15 protein-coding genes are annotated in these 17,003 nt (G+C 65.6%); 12 read left to right on the top strand and 3 right to left on the bottom strand.

Annotated elements, in window-relative coordinates:
- Positions 1-141: 141 nt before the first annotated feature.
- Positions 142-336, bottom strand: coding sequence for a DUF1272 domain-containing protein (locus tag AABM56_RS13260; RefSeq protein WP_133860879.1), 195 nt, complete (start codon positions 334-336; stop codon positions 142-144).
- Positions 337-352: 16 nt separating this feature from the next.
- A complete protein-coding gene (locus tag AABM56_RS13255) occupies positions 353-1,339 on the bottom strand; it encodes a GlxA family transcriptional regulator (RefSeq protein ID WP_133860878.1) in 987 nt (328 codons plus the stop codon).
- A 137-nt stretch (positions 1,340-1,476) separates the two neighbouring features.
- Between AABM56_RS13255 and scpB the strand changes: the two genes are divergently transcribed.
- Positions 1,477-2,220: an SMC-Scp complex subunit ScpB gene (scpB, locus tag AABM56_RS13250; RefSeq protein WP_133861244.1), complete on the top strand. Its 744-nt coding sequence runs from the start codon at positions 1,477-1,479 to the stop codon at positions 2,218-2,220.
- Between the two features lie 404 nt (positions 2,221-2,624).
- Here scpB and gap read toward each other — a convergent pair whose 3' ends face one another.
- Entirely contained in the window at positions 2,625-3,629 is a 1,005-nt protein-coding gene (gene gap / locus AABM56_RS13245) for a type I glyceraldehyde-3-phosphate dehydrogenase (protein WP_347883345.1), read from the bottom strand.
- 136 nt (positions 3,630-3,765) lie between these two features.
- Here gap and edd point away from each other — a divergent pair, with 136 nt between their 5' ends.
- From edd to AABM56_RS13190, 11 genes are all read left to right on the top strand, one after another.
- Entirely contained in the window at positions 3,766-5,595 is a 1,830-nt protein-coding gene (gene edd, locus AABM56_RS13240; RefSeq protein WP_263259645.1) for a phosphogluconate dehydratase, read from the top strand.
- Positions 5,592-6,569 (top strand): glucokinase, encoded by a 978-nt coding sequence (locus tag AABM56_RS13235; protein ID WP_133860875.1) that lies wholly within the window; start codon positions 5,592-5,594, stop codon positions 6,567-6,569. The genes edd and AABM56_RS13235 overlap by 4 nt, the downstream gene beginning before the upstream one ends.
- A 102-nt stretch (positions 6,570-6,671) precedes the next feature.
- Entirely contained in the window at positions 6,672-7,412 is a 741-nt protein-coding gene (locus AABM56_RS13230; RefSeq protein WP_133860874.1) for a response regulator, read from the top strand.
- Positions 7,402-8,850 (top strand): ATP-binding protein, encoded by a 1,449-nt coding sequence (locus AABM56_RS13225; RefSeq protein WP_133860873.1) that lies wholly within the window; start codon positions 7,402-7,404, stop codon positions 8,848-8,850. The genes AABM56_RS13230 and AABM56_RS13225 overlap by 11 nt, the downstream gene beginning before the upstream one ends.
- Positions 8,851-8,974: 124 nt before the next feature.
- On the top strand, positions 8,975-10,237 hold the full coding sequence (locus AABM56_RS13220) for an ABC transporter substrate-binding protein (protein ID WP_208691501.1): 1,263 nt from the start codon (positions 8,975-8,977) through the stop codon (positions 10,235-10,237).
- 133 nt (positions 10,238-10,370) lie between these two features.
- On the top strand, positions 10,371-11,288 hold the full coding sequence (locus AABM56_RS13215; protein ID WP_133860871.1) for a carbohydrate ABC transporter permease: 918 nt from the start codon (positions 10,371-10,373) through the stop codon (positions 11,286-11,288).
- Positions 11,281-12,111 carry a carbohydrate ABC transporter permease gene (locus AABM56_RS13210; protein ID WP_347883344.1) on the top strand — a complete coding sequence of 277 codons (831 nt, stop codon included), beginning with the start codon at positions 11,281-11,283 and terminating at the stop codon, positions 12,109-12,111. The genes AABM56_RS13215 and AABM56_RS13210 overlap by 8 nt, the downstream gene beginning before the upstream one ends.
- 11 nt (positions 12,112-12,122) lie before the next feature.
- A complete protein-coding gene (locus tag AABM56_RS13205) occupies positions 12,123-13,223 on the top strand; it encodes an ABC transporter ATP-binding protein (RefSeq protein ID WP_133860870.1) in 1,101 nt (366 codons plus the stop codon).
- A gap of 128 nt (positions 13,224-13,351) precedes the next feature.
- On the top strand, positions 13,352-14,257 hold the full coding sequence (locus tag AABM56_RS13200; RefSeq protein WP_133860869.1) for a carbohydrate kinase: 906 nt from the start codon (positions 13,352-13,354) through the stop codon (positions 14,255-14,257).
- Positions 14,258-14,297: 40 nt separating this feature from the next.
- Positions 14,298-15,509: an AGE family epimerase/isomerase gene (locus AABM56_RS13195; protein WP_133860868.1), complete on the top strand. Its 1,212-nt coding sequence runs from the start codon at positions 14,298-14,300 to the stop codon at positions 15,507-15,509.
- Between the two features lie 62 nt (positions 15,510-15,571).
- Positions 15,572-16,972: a carbohydrate porin gene (locus AABM56_RS13190; protein WP_133860867.1), complete on the top strand. Its 1,401-nt coding sequence runs from the start codon at positions 15,572-15,574 to the stop codon at positions 16,970-16,972.
- The last annotated feature ends 31 nt before the right edge of the window (positions 16,973-17,003 follow it).

Below are 17,003 nucleotides of genomic sequence, written 5' to 3'. Positions count from 1 at the left end.
CCGCCAGAGACGAACGCCAGCACGATTCGCCCCCTCTCCCCCTGGGAGAGGGCTGGGGTGAGGGCGCGCCTCGCTGCGGACACCCAGTGAAAAGGCTGCGCCGTTTTCCACGCTACGCCTGTCGATATGCCCGCTGGCGATTCAGTCGTCCGCGTCCTTGGGTACTCGCCGAGGACGCCTCACCAGCTCCCCGCGACAGTTCGGACAGCGCTCCTGCAGCGGCCCGGCGGCGCATTCCGTGCAAAAGGTGCATTCATAGGAGCAGATCACCGCCTCTTCGCTGCCCATCGGCAAGGCCTTGGCGCAGTGTTCACACGAGGTCCGCATGCCCAGCATGGCTGTCTCTCCCTGATCAGGCGCCAAAGCGCGCCGCGTAGTCCTGGGGGCTGACCGCCAGGTGCTTGTGAAAGGTGCGCCGGAGATTTTCCGGATGGCCGAAGCCGCACAGCCGCGAGACCGTGGCGATGGAGGCCTGACCGTCCTGCAAGAGCACCCGCGCCGTCTCCAGGCGGACCTGCTCGACATAGCGGCCCGGGCCCATGCCGACCTCGCGGCTGAACAGGCGCGACAGGGTGCGCGGTGCCATATGGGCACGCTCGGCCAGGCGCTCCAGCCCCAGGTCTTCCCCCAGGTGACCGGGAATCCAGTCGAGCAGGGCCGCCAGTCGCGGCGTTCGTCCCGGATCGGGCGCCAGACAGGCGCTGAATTGCGCCTGGCCGCCGGGACGGCGCAGGAACATCACCAGCCGGCGCGCCACCGCCAGCGCCAGCGGACGTCCGAGATCGGCTTCCACCAGCGCCAGTGCCAGATCGATGCCGGCGGTGACGCCGGCCGAGGTAAAGACATGGGGATCGCCATCGCGCCCCAGGGGGTCGTAGGTATGCAGGCGATCGCCCTGAACCTCGATGGCCGTAAAGGTAGCGAGTTCGTCGACATAGGCCCAGTGGGTGGTGGCGCGGCGACCGTTCAGCAGCCCGGCGCTGGCCAGCAGCAGGGCGCCGGAACACACCGAGCCGAGCCGTCGCACCCGGGGTTCCAGATCGCGCAGCCAGGCCTGCAAGCCGGCATCCCGGCGTAGCGTCTCGATGCCTATGCCGCCGGGAATCAACAGGGTATCCACCTCGCCCACGTCGAGGTCGTACCAGCTCTGTTCGGCCTGGATACCGATACCGGCCGAAGTCCTGACCAGCCCCTCGGCGGCGCCCAGCAGGCGCAGCTGGTAATAGGCGGGCAGTCCCTGGCGTTCCCGTTCCAGATTGGCCGAGGCGAAGACCTGCAGCGGGCCGGTGACGTCCAGGCTCATGACGTCAGGGTAGAGCAGCGCAGCGATCAGCGGCATGGATGGCTCTCCGTAGCGATTTGGCGAGCATGCCTCGGCGTCCATGTAGGCGACAAGGTCAAAGACCCCACGGATCTCGCCATCCGGTGGCCGGTTGGATTTGGCGTGACCCGCGCCCGGCCTTATCATCGCCGCCCATGAACTACACCGATCCCAAGCAACTGGCGCCCCTGCTGGAAGCCATCCTGCTCGCCGCCGGCCGACCCCTGACCCTGGAACGCCTGGCCGAGCTCTTCGAAGAGTACGAACGCCCCGAGCCCGCGCATCTGCGCGCCGGCCTCGCCGTACTCGGCGGCTCCTGTCGCAAACGCGGCTTCGAACTCAAGGAAGTGGCGTCCGGCTACCGCCTGCAGGTACGCGAGCAATACGCGCCCTGGGTCGGACGCCTCTGGGAAGAGCGTCCGCCACGCTATTCCCGCGCCATGCTGGAGACCCTGGCGCTGATCGCCTATCGGCAGCCCATTACCCGTGGCGAGATCGAGGAGGTGCGCGGGGTGGCGGTCAACAGCCAGATCGTCAAGACGCTGCTGGAGCGCGACTGGATCCGCGTGGTCGGCTATCGCGACGTGCCCGGCCGCCCGGCGATGTTCGCCACCACCAGGACCTTTCTCGACTACTTCGACCTGCGCAGCCTCGACCAGCTGCCGCCCCTTGCCGAGGTGCGCCAGCTGGAACCCGAACCGGCCTCGGTGCTGGAAGACCCCGAGCTGAGCCTGGCGGCGCTGGGGGGAGGGGAGCCGAGGGACGAGGAGGACACCCTGGTGGTCCCCGAGCGCACCAGTTTCCGTACCCTGCTCACCGAGCTGGACGCCATGGAGACCGGCCTCAAGACCGATTTCGATGACCTGCGCCAGGCGGCGGACGAGGAAGACGAGGGTTGAGTCAGGCCTGTTGGGCTTCGCGCTGCTCAACCCAACCTACCCGCTGAACCACCCTCTCCAGCCGGAAGACGACCCCTCGCTCGATCAACCCCCTCTCCCTCTGGGAGAGGGCTGGGGTGAGGGCAGCTCTTACGGGGTATGCCCGAGCGGAAAAGGCTGCGCCGTTTTCCACGCTACGGTTTTCCAGTTATCAGATGCGCATCGCGGCCATGGCAGTGCGCCGTAGCGACCGCTCCTGCAGCAGCTGGACCTTTTGTAGGAGCGGCCCATGTCCGCGATAAAGACAGTTTCTCCTATCTTCGGAACTCTCCGTAAGAGCCGCCGCATCGGCGGACCGACCTTGCCGCAACCGAAAACGAAAAAAGCGCCCGAAGGCGCTTTTTTCCAACCCAGACCTAGAGGTCTCAGGCTGGCGCGTTGACCAGCGCCTTGCAGGTATCGAGCATACGGTTGGAGAAGCCCCACTCGTTGTCGTACCAGGCCATGATCTTCACCAGCTTGCCGCTCACCTTGGTGTGGTTGGCGTCGAAGATCGACGACAGGCGGTTGTGGTTGAAGTCGATGGAGACCAGCGGCTTGTCGTTGTAGCCCAGCACCGGAGAGGCTTCCGCCGCCGCCTTCATGAAGGCGTTGAGGGTCTTGGCGTCGGTTTCCTTGGCGGTCAGGATGGTCAAATCGACCAGCGACACGTTGATGGTCGGCACCCGCACCGCCATGCCGCTAAACTTGCCTTGCAGCTCCGGCAGAACCAGGCCCACGGCCTCGGCGGCACCGGTCTTGGTCGGGATCATCGACTGGGTGGCCGAACGCGCCCGGAAGGGGTCAGAGTGGTAGACGTCCGACAGGTTCTGGTCGTTGGTGTAGGCATGGATGGTGGTCATCAGACCGTTCTCGATACCCAGTTCGCGCTGCAGCACCTGGGCGACCGGCGCCAGGCAGTTGGTGGTGCAGGAGGCGTTGGAGATGATCTGGTGCGACTGGCGCAGGATGTTGTCATTGACGCCATAGACGATGGTGGCGTCCACGTCCTTGCCCGGTGCCGAGATGATTACCTTGGAGGCGCCGGCTTCCAGGTGGGCAGCGGCCTTGTCGCGGCTGGTGAAGAGGCCGGTGCATTCGAACACCACGTCGACCTTCAGATCCTTCCACGGCAGGTCGGCCGGGTTGCGGATGGCCGTCACAGCGATGCGGTCGCCATTGACCACCAGCTTGTCGCCCTCGACGGACACCTCGGCAGGGAAGCGGTCATGAACGCTGTCATACTGTAGGAGATGCGCATTGATGGCGGCGTCGCCCAGGTCGTTGATCGCGACGACCTCCAGGTCCTGGCGATAGCCCTCGGTATACAGCGCCCGCAGCACGTTGCGGCCGATGCGTCCAAAACCATTGATGGCAATACGAATACTCATTGAGAGAAACCTCGCGATAGCTGGGTTTTGTTGTAAAAAACATTACACATGACGCGTGCTAAGCGGAATAATAGCGCCAATTTGGCTGTGAATGTTTGAAATAACAACAAATTTAGCCCGGTGGAGAATCGAAACCATGCATCCTCGCGTCCTCGAAGTCACACAGCGGTTGGTGGAACGCAGTCGTCCGACCCGTGAGCGTTACCTCGCCATGATCCGGGCCGCCGCCAGCGACGGTCCGCAGCGCGGCAAGCTGCAATGCGCCAATTTCGCCCATGGCGTCGCCGGGTGTGGATCCTCGACGGATAAGCAGCGCCTCCGTTTGATGGACCAGGCTAACGTCGCCATCGTTTCCAGCTACAACGACATGTTGTCGGCTCATCAGCCCTACGAGCACTACCCGGAGCTGATCAAACAGGCCCTGCGCGAGATCGGCTCCGTCGGTCAGTTCGCCGGTGGCGTGCCGGCCATGTGCGACGGCGTGACCCAGGGCGAGGCCGGCATGGAGCTCAGCCTGGCGAGTCGTGAAGTCATCGCCATGTCCACCGCCGTGGCCCTGTCGCACAACATGTTCGACGCCGCGCTGCTGCTGGGCATCTGCGACAAGATCATCCCCGGCCTGATGATCGGCGCGTTGCGTTTCGGCCATCTGCCGATGATCTTCGTCCCGGGCGGCCCCATGCCATCGGGCATCTCCAACAAGGAGAAGGCGCGCGTGCGCCAGGCCTTCGCCGAGGGCAAGGCGACCCGCGAGGAGTTGCTGGAGTCGGAGATGAAGTCCTACCACAGCCCTGGCACCTGCACCTTCTATGGCACCGCCAACACCAATCAGGTGGTGATGGAGGTCATGGGCCTGCACCTGCCGGGCTCCTCCTTCGTTAATCCCTACACCCCGCTGCGTGACGAACTCACCCGCGAGGCGGCGCGCCAGGTGACCCGCATCACCCATCAGGGCGGCAACTTCATGCCGCTGGGCGAGATCGTCGACGAGAAGTCCATCGTCAACTCGGTGGTAGCCCTGAGCGCCACCGGTGGCTCGACCAACCACACCCTGCACATCCCGGCCATCGCCCAGGCCGCCGGTATCCAGCTGACCTGGGACGACATGGCCGAGATCTCGGCGGTCACCCCGACCCTGGCCCAGGTCTATCCCAACGGCAAGGCCGACGTGAACCACTTCCACGCCGCCGGTGGCGTCAACTTCATGGTGCACACCCTGCTCGAAGCCGGGCTGCTGCATGAAGACGTCAACACCATCATGGGCCACGGCCTGTCGCGCTACCTGCAGGAACCCTTCCTGGTGGACGGCAAGCTGGAATGGCGCACCGGCCGAGCCGAGAGCCTGGACGAGGACATCCTGCGTCCGGCCAGCCGGCCGTTCAACGAGGAGGGCGGCCTGCGCGTCATGCAGGGCAATCTCGGGCGAGGTGTGATGAAGGTGTCGGCCGTGGCGCCCAACCATCAGGTGGTGGAAGCCCCGGCGCGGGTCTTCCATGACCAGAGCGAACTGGCGGCCGCCTTCAAGGCCGGCGAGCTGGAGCGCGATTTCGTCGCGGTGGTACGTTTCCAGGGACCCAAGGCCCTGGGCATGCCCGAGCTGCACAAGCTCACGCCGTACCTCGGCGTGTTGCAGGATCGCGGTTTCAAGGTTGCGCTGGTCACCGACGGCCGCATGTCCGGTGCCTCGGGCAAGGTCCCGGCGGCGATCCACCTCTGTCCGGAAGCCATCGACGGCGGGCCGCTGGCCAAGGTCTGTGACGGCGATCTCATCCGCGTCGATGGGCGTACCGGAGAACTGAAGATTCTGGTCCCGGCGGACGAATGGATGGCCCGCGAGGCGGTCGAAGCGCCCCAGGGCACCGGGGTAGGCTGTGGTCGTGAGTTGTTCGCCTTCATGCGCGGCGCCATGAGCACCGCTGAATCGGGTGCCAGTGCATTCACTTCCAGTCTGGAGGCGCTGAAATGAGTTTGGCTTTGGTTGGCGACATCGGGGGCACCAATGCCCGCTTCGCCCTGTGGCGCGACGGTCGCCTGGAGGCCATCGAGGTCTTCGCCTGTGCGGATTACGCCTGTCCGGAAGACGCCGTGCGCAAGTACCTGGCGCAGAGCGGCGTGGCGCTGGATGACATCACTGCCGTGTGCCTCGCCTGTGCGGGCCCGGTGGGAGAGGGTGACTTCCGCTTCACCAACAATCACTGGGTGATCAAGCGCGAGCAATTCTGTCGCGAGCTGGGGCTGACCCATCTGCTGCTGATCAACGACTTCACCTCCATGGCATGGGCCATCGCCCGCCTGGACCCGGCGGACTCCGTCCAGGTGCGCGACGGCATCGCCTTGCCGACCCGTCCGCGCCTGGTGATCGGGCCAGGCACCGGCCTGGGTCTCGCCAGCCTGGTACCCAGTGGGAAGGATCGCTGGATCGTGCTGCCGAGCGAGGGTGGTCACGTCGACCTGCCGATCAACACCCAGCGCGAATTCGATATCTGGAAGATCCTCAAGCGCCAGTTCGGCAACCACGTCTCCGCCGAGCGCGTGGTGTCCGGCAGCGGCCTGGTCAACCTCTATCACGCGAGTTGCGAACTGGACGGCCGCACCGCCGCCCTGCACAGCGCGGCGGACATCTGCGAGCTGGCGCTCAAGGGTGACCCCTATGCCGACGCCGTGCTGGAGCAGTTCTTCATCTGGCTGGCGCGGGTCGCCGGCAACGCGGCCCTCACCCTGGGCGCCCTGGGGGGCGTCTACATCGCCGGCGGCATCCTGCCGCGCTTCGTCGAGCGTTTCCAGAGCGGGGCCTTCGCCCATGCCTTCGCCGACAAGGGCAAGACCAGCAGCGCCTACCTCAAGGACATCCCGGCCTGGCTGGTGACCGCCGAGTACCCGGGGCTGTTCGGTGCCGGCGTCGCCCTGGACCAGACCATCGCCGAAGCGCGCCAGGTCTGATCCGCTGGGGCCGGGCGACTACTCAAGGTCGCCCGGCCCCGGTATGCTGCCGGCACTACCGGTAGCTGGCCTCGGGCCAGAACAACAAGAGCGAACATCGCCATGTCCACCCTGGGCAAATCCCTCCTGGTCGTCGACGACGACGGGGAAATCCGTGAGCTGCTCGAAGCCTACCTCACCCGTGCCGGCTATCTGGTGCGCGCCGTCGGCGATGGCCGCGAATTGCGCCGGGCGCTGGGCGACTTCGTCCCCGATCTGCTGATCCTCGATGTCATGCTCCCCGGCGAAGACGGCTTCGCCCTCTGCCGCTGGATGCGCGAGCAGTCGAGTTGCCGACAGGTCCCCATCATCATGCTCACCGCCAGTTCCGACGAAGCGGATCGGGTCATCGGCCTGGAACTGGGCGCCGACGACTACCTGGGCAAACCCTTCAGTCCGCGCGAATTGCTGGCCCGCATCAAGGCGCTGCTGCGCCGTGCCGGCTTCGGCGAGACGCGCCCGGCGGCCACCGGTCTGCTGACCTTCGACGACTGGCGCCTGGATCCGGTCAGTCACCGGCTGTTCCATCGCGATGGCGAGGAGGTCATCCTCTCCGGCGCCGATTTCACCCTGCTCAAGCTGTTTCTCGACCATCCCCAGCAGATCCTCGATCGCGACACCATCGCCAATGCTACCCGCGGGCGCGAGGTGCTGCCGCTGGAGCGCATCGTCGACATGGCGGTCAGCCGCCTGCGTCAGCGGCTGAGAGACACCGGCAAGTCGCCGCGACTGATCCGCACCGTGCGTGGTTCCGGCTACCTGCTCGCCGCCGAGGTCAGCGGACTGGTCGCCGATGCGGTGTAGCGGTCCGCTCGCGCGGCTGGTGCCGCGCTCCCTGCTGGCGCGGATGCTGCTGCTGACCCTGCTGGCGGTACTGCTGGCCCAGGGCGCCTCGGCGCTGTTCTGGTCGGCTTCCCTGCGCAGCGACCGCAACCAGGGCTTGCAGACCGCCGCCCGCAGCCTGGGCTATTCCATCGCCGCCAGCGTGCGCTATTTCAGCCTGCTGCCGCCGGCCTATCGGCCACTGGTGCTGGAGCAGTTGCGCAACATGGGCGGCACGCGCTTCTTCGTCTCGCTCAACGAAAAGCCGCTGACCATGCAGGCGCTGCCGGACACCCCCGGCCGCCGGGCGGTGCTCCAGGGCGTCGAGGCGGTGCTGCGCGAGCGCCTGGGCGCGGCCATGCCCATGTACGTGGAATTCATCGGCCCCCAGCAGCTGCGGCTGTTCAACGGCGCCGTGGCCCTCGACGAACTGCCGCGCTCCTGGGCGCACTATGCCCTGAGTCTGGAGCCGCTGGAGCCGCCGGTACTAGTGACCCAGATCCGCATCGGCGAAGGGGAGTGGGTCTATCTCGCTACCCTGATGCCGGCGCCCTACTACAGCCTGGACGAGTCCTGGCTGCCGTTGCAGCAACTGCTGTTCATGGTCTTCAGCAGCGCCTTCCTGCTGCTGTTCATCGGCCTGCTGATCCGCTGGCAGAGTCGCCCGCTCAAGCGGCTGTCGCGTGCCGCGCGGGAGCTGTCGCTGGAAGTCCATACGCCGCCGGTGCGCGAGGAGGGCGCCCAGGAGATCCGCGAGGTCACCCGGGCCTTCAACGCCATGCGCGAACGCATCGCCCGCTACCTGGACGAGCGCGCCCAGCTGTTCAGCGCCATATCCCACGACCTGCGCACGCCCATCACCCGGCTGCGTCTGCGCGCCGAGCTGCTGGACGACGAGGTGATGCAAGCCAAGCTGGTGCGCGATCTGGACGAGCTGGATCTGCTGGTCAAGGGCGCCCTGCAGTGCGTCAAGGACACCGACATCCACGAGAACCTGGAACCGGTCGACCTGCAGGCGCTGCTGGAACAGCTGGTGGAGCCCTTTACCCAGGAGCAACCGCCGCGGGTGCGCCTCACCGGGGAAGCCCGGGGCACTCTGCTGGGCAAGCCGCTGGCGCTCAAGCGCTGCATCGGCAATCTGCTGGACAACGCCCTCAAGTATGGCTACCGCGCCCACCTGCACGTGGAAGACGACGGCCATGTCTTCGTCCTGCATGTCGACGACGAAGGACCGGGGGTGCCGGAGCAGGAACTGGAGCAGGTGTTCCAGCCCCATGTCCGCCTGGCCACCGACCGCCATGGCTATGGCCTGGGCCTGGGCATCGCCCGCAACCTGGCTCACGCCCATGGTGGCGAAGTGGAGCTGCGCAATCGCCGCGAGGGCGGTCTGCGGGTCACCCTTACTCTCCCGCGCACCTGAGCATTGGTGTGACGTTATGTCACCAGCTCGTGACAAAACTCCTTCCCTTCGTTACCCACGGCCGCAGGCGTCTGACTAGACTCCGCCCAGCTCCAATAAAAAAACAACAAGGAACGACCCCCTCATGAATGCGTTGAATCGTCTCGCTCTCGCCGTTTCCCTATCCTGCGCCGCGCTCGCCGCCCCCCTGACCGCCCATGCCGGTGAGGTCGAGGTGCTGCACTGGTGGACCTCCGGTGGCGAGGCTCGCGCCGTCGATGTCCTCAAGCAGCTGATGCAGAAGCAGGGCGATACCTGGAAGGACTTCGCCGTGGCCGGTGGCGCCGGCGAGGCCGCCATGACCGTGCTCAAGACCCGCGCCGTCTCCGGCAATCCGCCGTCCGCTGCCCAGCTCAAGGGCCCGGACATCCAGGAATGGGCCAGCATGGGCTTCCTGGCGGACATCAGTGACATCGCCAAGCAGGGCAACTGGGACACCATCCTGCCCAAGCGCGTGGCCCAGACCATGCAGCACGATGGCGAGTACGTCGCAGTGCCGGCCGGCATCCACCGCATCAACTGGCTGTGGATTAACCCCGCCGTCTTCAAGAAGGCCGGCGCCAAGGTCCCCACCACCCTGGACGAATTCTTCGAGGCCGCCGACAAGCTCAAGGCCGCCGGCGTCGTGCCCCTGGCCCATGGTGGCCAGAACTGGCAGGACGGCACCATCTTCGAATCCCTGGTCATGGCCATCATGGGTCCGGAAGGCTACGACAAGGTCTTCGTGCAGACCGATGCCGACACCATCCGCAGCGACAAGATGGTCGAGGTGTTCAAGACCTTCAAGCGCGTCAAGGGCTATGTCGATCCCAACGCCGCCGGTCGCGACTGGAACCTAGCCACCGCCATGGTCATCGAGGGCAAGGCCGGCATGCAGATCATGGGTGACTGGGCCAAGGCCGAATTCACCGCGGCCGGCAAGAAGCCGGGCGTCGACTACGAGTGCGTGGTGATGCCGGGCACCCAGGGCGACTTCATCTACAACATCGATTCCCTGGCCATGTTCAAGATCAAGAACAAGGACAACCAGAAGGCCCAGGACGACCTGGTGCGCACCGTCATCGACAAGCCCTTCCAGGAGGTCTTCAACCTCAACAAGGGCTCCATCCCGGTGCGCAACGACATCGACCTGGCCAAGTTCGACAGCTGCGCCCAGCAGTCCGCCAAGGACTTCCAGGCGGCCAATGCCGATGGCAAGGCCGAGCCGAGCATGGCGCACAGCATGGCCAACACCAGCTATGTGCAGGGTGCGATCTTCGACGTGGTGACCAACTTCTTCAACGACGCCAACGCCGATCCGAAGAAGGCCACCGAGCAACTGGTCGCTGCCATCCAGGCCGCCAAGTAAGGCCAGTCGCGGCCATGGCGGTCCGCCGCTGCGGCCGCTCCTGCAGACGCCTGATCGACCTGTAGGAGCGGCCCATGGCCGCGATCATCTAGCTACCTGACACCCAGATAATACCACCCCTTGGGAGCGCCTCATGGCTCTTACCGAAACCCTTCCCGTCGCGACCGTCAGTCGACGCCCGGACCGGCTGCAGCGCCTGCTGCCCAAGCTGGTGCTGGCGCCCACGGCCATCGCCATGGTCGTCTGCCTCTATGGCTACATGCTGTGGACGGCGGTGATCTCCTTTACCAATTCGCGCTTCCTGCCCAGCTACAATTTCGCCGGCTTCGCCCAGTACGCGCGGCTGCTGGATAATGATCGCTGGCTGGTGGCCTGCAAGAACCTGGCGATCTTCGGTGGCCTGTTCATCCTGCTGAGCCTGGCGATCGGCGTCTTCTTCGCCATCCTGCTGGACCAGCGCATCCGTCGCGAAGGCTTCATCCGCACCATCTACCTCTATCCCATGGCGCTGTCGATGATCGTCACCGGCACCGCCTGGAAGTGGCTGCTCAACCCCGGCATGGGGCTGGACAAGCTGCTGCGCGACTGGGGCTGGGAAGGCTTTCGCTTCGACTGGCTGGTGGATCCCGACCGGGTCATCTACTGCCTGCTGATCGCCGCCCTCTGGCAGGCCTCGGGCTTCGTCATGGCCATGTTCCTGGCCGGTCTGCGGGGCGTGGATTCCTCCATCCTGAGAGCCGCCCAGGTCGACGGGGCAGGGCTGCCGACCATCTATCTGCGCATCGTCCTGCCCAGTCTGCGGCCGGTGTTCTTCAGCGCGGTGATGATCCTCGCCCACATCGCCATCAAGAGCTTCGACCTGGTCATGGCCATGACCGCGGGCGGTCCCGGTTACGCCTCGGACCTGCCGGCGGTGTTCATGTACCAGCACACCTTCACCCGCGGCCAGATGGGCCTGGGTTCGGCCAGTGCGGTGCTGATGCTCGGCGCGGTGCTGGCGGTGCTGGTGCCCTACCTCTACTCGGAATTGCGGAGCAAGCGAAATGGCTAAGGCTCTGAACGTCAATCGCGTGGCCATCCACGCCATCCTGATCATCGCCTGCGCGGTCTATCTGGTGCCGCTGCTGGTGATGCTGCTGACCAGCTTCAAGACCCCGGACGACGTTCGCACCGGCAACCTGCTGAGCCTGCCCCTGGACTGGACGATCATCGGCTGGCTCAAGGCCTGGGACGTGGTGCACAGCTACTTCTGGAACTCCTTCATGATCACCGTCCCGGCGGTGCTCATCTCCACCTTCATCGGCGCGCTCAACGGCTACGCCCTGTCGAAGTGGCAGTTCCGCGGTTCGAATCTGCTGTTCAGCCTGCTGCTGTTCGGCTGCTTCATTCCCTTCCAGGTGATCCTGCTGCCGATGTCCTTCACCCTCGGCCAGCTGGGCCTGGCCAACACCACCGCCGGCCTGGTGCTGGTGCACGTGATCTACGGCCTGGCCTTCACCACGCTGTTCTTCCGCAACTACTACGTGGGCATCCCCGATGCCCTGATCAAGGCTGCGCGGCTGGACGGGGCGGGCTTCTTCACCATCTTCTTCAAGATCCTGCTGCCGCTGTCCACGCCGATCGTGATGGTCAGCCTGATCTGGCAGTTCACGCAGGTATGGAACGACTTCCTGTTCGGCGTGGTGTTCGCCAGCGGCTCGTCGCAGCCCATCACCGTGGCCCTGAACAACCTGGTCAACACCAGCACCGGCGCGAAGGAATACAACGTCGACATGGCCGCCGCCATGATCGCCGCGCTGCCGACGCTGCTGGTCTACATCTTCGCTGGCAAGTATTTCGTCCGGGGCCTGACCTCGGGCGTGGTCAAAGGATAAGGAAGGCCACCATGGCAGCTCTCGAACTCAAAAGCGTACGCAAGACCTACGGCAACGCCGCCCAGGAAGCCCTCAAGGGCATCGACATCCGCATCGACGCGGGTCAGTTCCTCATCCTGGTGGGCCCCTCCGGGTGCGGCAAATCCACCCTCATGAACGCCATCGCCGGCCTGGAAGACATCAGCAGCGGCGCCATCTGCCTGGACGGCGAGGACGTCACCCAGGTCGAGCCCAAGGACAGAGACATCGCCATGGTGTTCCAGTCCTACGCCCTGTACCCGACCATGACCGTGCGCGAGAACATCGCCTTCGGCCTGAAGATCCGCAAGACCCCCAGGGAGCAGATCGACGCCGAGGTGGCGCGCGTTGCCAAGCTGCTGCAGATCGAGCACCTGCTCGAGCGCAAGCCGGCGCAGCTCTCCGGTGGCCAGCAGCAGCGGGTGGCCATGGGTCGCGCCCTGGCGCGCCGGCCCAAGCTCTATCTCTTCGACGAGCCGCTGTCCAACCTCGACGCCAAGCTGCGGGTGGAGATGCGCACCGAGATCAAGCTGATGCACCAGCGCCTGCAGACCACCACCGTCTACGTCACCCACGACCAGATCGAAGCCATGACCCTGGGCGATCGGGTCGCGGTGATGAAGGATGGCGAGGTGCAGCAGTTCGGCACCCCCGAGGAGATCTACAACAACCCGGCCAATCTCTTCGTCGCCAGCTTCATCGGCTCGCCACCGATGAACTTCGTGCCGGTGCGCCTGGAAGCGCGCGAGGGCAGGGTGGTCGCCCGCGTCACCGGCGATACCGGCGACAGCCAGGTGGATTTGCCCGATCTGGATCCGGCGCTCGCGGGACGCGAGGCTATCCTTGGGGTGCGTCCGGAGCAGATCCAGTCGGCGCATCCGGCCGACAAAGCGGTGCCAGGCATCCTGACGCGGATCCAGGTAGTCGAGCCGACCGGTCCCGACACCCTGCTGTATGCCGAATGGAACGGCACCAAGGTCTGCTGCCGGGTCGCTCCGGGCGAGGCGCCGCGGGCCGGCGACCAGGTGCTGTGGCGGATCGATTCGCGACGGGCGGTGCTGTTCGATCCTGCGAGCGGTCGCCGACTTTCTTGAACGTAGCTCATGGCTGAAACGTTACAGCAATGGTAAGGTCCGCCCGCCGCCGCGCCTGACGTCGGGTTGCGGCCCTACCAGAGGCCAGGAGTGCACCTCCGGCCGCCGTGACAGACAGGAGAACAACAATGGCACTACCCCGCGTCGTGGTCTTTGGCGAAGCCCTCACCGACATCGTCCAGGGTAATCCTGGCGAATGGCGGGGTTATCCGGGCGGTGCCCCCTGGAACGTGGCGCGTGGCCTGGCCCGGCTGGGCGTGGCAAGCGCCTTCGGCGGCGCCATCAGCCAGGACGGCCTGGGTGACGAGATCGCCTGGCAGTCGGAAACCGCCGGCCTCGATACCCGCTTCCTGCAGCGCGTCGCCGCCGATCCGCTGGTGGCCATCGTGCCGTCGAGCCGTCCGCCGCGCTATTTCTTCGCCGGCGAAGCCGATCTCCAGTTCGACCCGGCGCTGCTGCCCGAAGGCTGGCTGGAGGCCGCCGAGGTCTGCCATTTCAGCTGCATCAGCCTGGCTCGTTATCCGCTGGCAGACACCCTGCTGGACCTGGCCCGCCAGGCCAAGGCTGCTGGCAAGCGCCTGAGCTACGATCCCAACTGGCGCAATCTGATGGACGATCGCTATCGCCAGCAGACCTTCCCCGAGCTGGTGCGCCTGGCCGACGACATCAAGCTGTCCGACGAAGACATCCGCCAGATCTATCCGGGACTGGACGAGCGCGCCGCGCTGGACGAATTGCTCGCCCTCAATCCCCATGCCCGCATCCTCTTCACCCGCGGCGAGCACGGCCTTGTGCTCTACACGCCGGAAGGCGAGTGGCAACAGGCCGCCATCGCGGTGGACGTGGCCGACACCGTGGGTGCCGGGGATGCCTGCATGGCCGGCTGGCTGGCCTCCGGCCTGCTGGGCCTGACCGACCTGCAGCAGCGCCTGAGATTCGCCGCGGCCAGTGCCTCGGTGTCCTGCCGCCATGCCGGCGCCTATGCGCCGACCCGTGCCGATGTCGAAGCCCTGCTGCAGGTGAGCCCTCACTAGACCGTTTTTCCACAACAACAATAGCCGCCAAGGAAACCCGATGGACTTCCCCGATTTTCGTCGTCGCGACACCCTGCTGGAGCACGTCCGCCATACCCTGGCGTTCTACCATCCCCGCTGTGTCGATCCGCAGGGCGGCTTCTATCATTTCTTCAAGGACGACGGCACGGTCTACGATCGCCAGACTCGCCACCTGGTCTCCAGCACCCGCTTCGTCTTCGATTTCGCCATGGCCTACCGGCACTATGGCGATCCGGCCTTTCTGGAAGCGACCCGCCACGGCCTGAGATACCTGCGCGAGCGGCATCGCCAGGCCAACGGTGGCTATGCCTGGCTGCTCGACGGCGACAAAGTGGTGGATGGCACCAATCACTGCTATGGCCTGGCCTTCGTGGTGCTGGCCTACGCCCACGGCCTGCAGGCGGGCATCCAGGAAGCGCGCAACTGGCTGAGCGAAGCCTGGGAATCCCTGGAGACCCACTTCTGGCGTGAAGCCGATGGCCTCTATGTGGACGAGATCAGCGCCGACTGGCAGACCGTGGCCCCCTATCGCGGCCAGAACGCCAACATGCACGCCTGCGAAGCCCTGCTGGCCGCCTTCGAAGCCAGCGGCGAGGTGCGCTACCTGGATCGCGCCGAGACCCTGGCGCGCAACATGACCCAGCGTCAGGCGGCGCTGACCCAGGGGCAGGGCGGGGTGGCCGACGAGGTCCCCGGTGGCCTGGTCTGGGAGCACTACCACAGCGACTGGTCCATCGACTGGGACTACAACCGCGACGATCCGGCCAACCTGTTCCGGCCCTGGGGTTTCCAGCCGGGGCACCAGATCGAATGGGCCAAGCTGCTGCTGATCCTTGAACGCCATCGCCCCCAGCCCTGGTTGCTGCCGCGGGCCCAGGCGCTGTTCGATGTCTCCTGGCGCCTGAGCTGGGATGGCGAGCACGGCGGTCTCTATTACGGGTTTGCCCCGGATGGCTCGCCCTGCGATCCGGACAAGTACTTCTGGGTGCAGGCCGAGGCCCTGGCCGCCGCCGCGTTGCTCGCGGAGCGCAGTGGCGAAGCCCGCTACTGGGAACACTATGAGGCGCTCTGGCGCTACAGCTGGACGCATTTCATCGATCACGAGCACGGCGCGTGGTGGCGCCTGCTCGACCGTCGGAACCACAAGTACTCCGACGATAAGAGTCCGGCCGGCAAGGTCGACTACCACACCATGGGTGCCTGTTACGAAGTCCTCAACGTCCTGCCGTAAGTATTAGAGACGCGGGTTTCGGGCCCTGGGTGTCATCACTTCAATAAAAAGGGATCTCAGTAATGAACAAGCAAAACCACAAGAATCGTCCGGGGCGCGCACTGCCCCTGGTGTCGCTGCTGGCCCTGGCGGTCGCCGCGGGTGCCCAGGCGGCGCCCCAGGCCAATCCGGGTGGCAACTTCAGTGGCGTCAACAACACCGAGGCCGCCTTCGAGCCGCTGGGCAACACCATGACCGGTGACTGGGGTGGCGTGCGCAAGGACCTGCGCGACAAGGGCTGGGACATCAAGCTCGAATACGTCGGCGAGGGCGCGACCAACCTGCGTGGCGGCTACGACGACGATCGCACCGGGCGCTGGAGCTCCCAGTACATGTTCGGCCTCTGGGGCGACATGAACAAGATCGCCGGTTGGGAGAACTCGGTGTTCAAGCTGGCCATCACCTCCCGTGACGGCCGCAACCTGACCGACGACCGCATCACCGATCCGCGCGTCGGCGGCTACTCCTCGGTGCAGGAAGTCTATGGCCGTGGCCAGACCTGGCGTCTGACCCAGCTGTGGCTGTCCAAGGGCTTCTTCGACGGCCGTCTGGACATCAAGGCCGGTCGCTTCGGCGAAGGCGAGGACTTCAACTCCTTCGAGTGTGACTTCCAGAACCTGGCGTTCTGCGGTTCCCAGGTCGGCAACTGGGAAGGCGTCTGGTACAACTGGCCGGTCAGCCAGTGGGCCCTGCGCGTCAAGTACAGCCTGACCCCCGAGCTGTTCGTCCAGGTCGGTGCCTACGAGCAGAATCCGTCGCTGCTGGAAACCGGCAACGGCTTCAAGCTCAACGGCAGCGGCACCAAGGGTGCGGTCCTGCCGGTGGAAATGGTCTGGTCGCCCAAGGTCAACGGCCTGCCGGGCGAATACCGCGTCGGCTACTACTACAGCACCGCCGATGCCAACGACGTCTACGAAGACGTCAACGGCAACTCCGCCGCCCTTACCGGGCTGGATTACAAGGAGCACTCCAGCAAGCACGGCTACTGGGTCGTGGCGCGTCAGCAGATCACCGCGCACAACGATGATCCGAGCCGCGGCCTGTCGGTGTTCGCCAACTTCACCGCCCATGCCAAGGACGTCAACAAGGTCAGCAACTACGTCCAGGCCGGTCTGGTGTACAAGGGCCCCTTCGACGGTCGTCCCAAGGATGACATCGGCTTCGGCGTCGCGCGCATCAGCACCAACAGCGACTTCCGCGACAACCAGCGCGCCCTCAACCAGGCCGCCGGTGCCACCGACTACGATGATCCGGCCTACACGCCCCTGCAGCACAACGAGTACGACGCCGAGATCTACTACGGTGTGCACGTGACCAACTGGCTGACCGTGCGCCCCAACCTCCAGTACATCAAGAGCCCAGGTGGCGTGCGTGAAGTCGACAATGCCGTGGTGGGCGGCCTGAAGGTTCAAGCGGTTTTCTAAATCGCCCCCATAGCCCGCCATTCTGCCGGAT

The sequence above is a fragment of the Pseudomonas aestiva genome (assembly GCF_039908605.1).
GTDB lineage: Bacteria > Pseudomonadota > Gammaproteobacteria > Pseudomonadales > Pseudomonadaceae > Chryseomonas > Chryseomonas aestiva.
The sequence above is the reverse complement of the archived record's forward strand: the minus strand, read 5'-3'. Positions and strand labels throughout refer to the sequence as shown.

What these genes read in the sequence shown, in the direction of transcription:
- AABM56_RS13235 (WP_133860875.1), top strand. Translation starts at nt 5,592, where the DNA reads ATGAGTTTGGCTTTGGTTGGCGACATCGGGGGCACCAATGCCCGCTTC.
- AABM56_RS13210 (WP_347883344.1), top strand. Translation starts at nt 11,281, where the DNA reads ATGGCTAAGGCTCTGAACGTCAATCGCGTGGCCATCCACGCCATCCTG.
- edd (WP_263259645.1), top strand. Translation starts at nt 3,766, where the DNA reads ATGCATCCTCGCGTCCTCGAAGTCACACAGCGGTTGGTGGAACGCAGT.
- AABM56_RS13225 (WP_133860873.1), top strand. Translation starts at nt 7,402, where the DNA reads ATGCGGTGTAGCGGTCCGCTCGCGCGGCTGGTGCCGCGCTCCCTGCTG.
- AABM56_RS13195 (WP_133860868.1), top strand. Translation starts at nt 14,298, where the DNA reads ATGGACTTCCCCGATTTTCGTCGTCGCGACACCCTGCTGGAGCACGTC.
- AABM56_RS13190 (WP_133860867.1), top strand. Translation starts at nt 15,572, where the DNA reads ATGAACAAGCAAAACCACAAGAATCGTCCGGGGCGCGCACTGCCCCTG.
- AABM56_RS13255 (WP_133860878.1), bottom strand. Translation starts at nt 1,339, where the DNA reads ATGCCGCTGATCGCTGCGCTGCTCTACCCTGACGTCATGAGCCTGGAC.
- AABM56_RS13200 (WP_133860869.1), top strand. Translation starts at nt 13,352, where the DNA reads ATGGCACTACCCCGCGTCGTGGTCTTTGGCGAAGCCCTCACCGACATC.
- AABM56_RS13220 (WP_208691501.1), top strand. Translation starts at nt 8,975, where the DNA reads ATGAATGCGTTGAATCGTCTCGCTCTCGCCGTTTCCCTATCCTGCGCC.
- AABM56_RS13205 (WP_133860870.1), top strand. Translation starts at nt 12,123, where the DNA reads ATGGCAGCTCTCGAACTCAAAAGCGTACGCAAGACCTACGGCAACGCC.
- scpB (WP_133861244.1), top strand. Translation starts at nt 1,477, where the DNA reads ATGAACTACACCGATCCCAAGCAACTGGCGCCCCTGCTGGAAGCCATC.
- AABM56_RS13260 (WP_133860879.1), bottom strand. Translation starts at nt 336, where the DNA reads ATGCTGGGCATGCGGACCTCGTGTGAACACTGCGCCAAGGCCTTGCCG.
- AABM56_RS13230 (WP_133860874.1), top strand. Translation starts at nt 6,672, where the DNA reads ATGTCCACCCTGGGCAAATCCCTCCTGGTCGTCGACGACGACGGGGAA.
- AABM56_RS13215 (WP_133860871.1), top strand. Translation starts at nt 10,371, where the DNA reads ATGGCTCTTACCGAAACCCTTCCCGTCGCGACCGTCAGTCGACGCCCG.
- gap (WP_347883345.1), bottom strand. Translation starts at nt 3,629, where the DNA reads ATGAGTATTCGTATTGCCATCAATGGTTTTGGACGCATCGGCCGCAAC.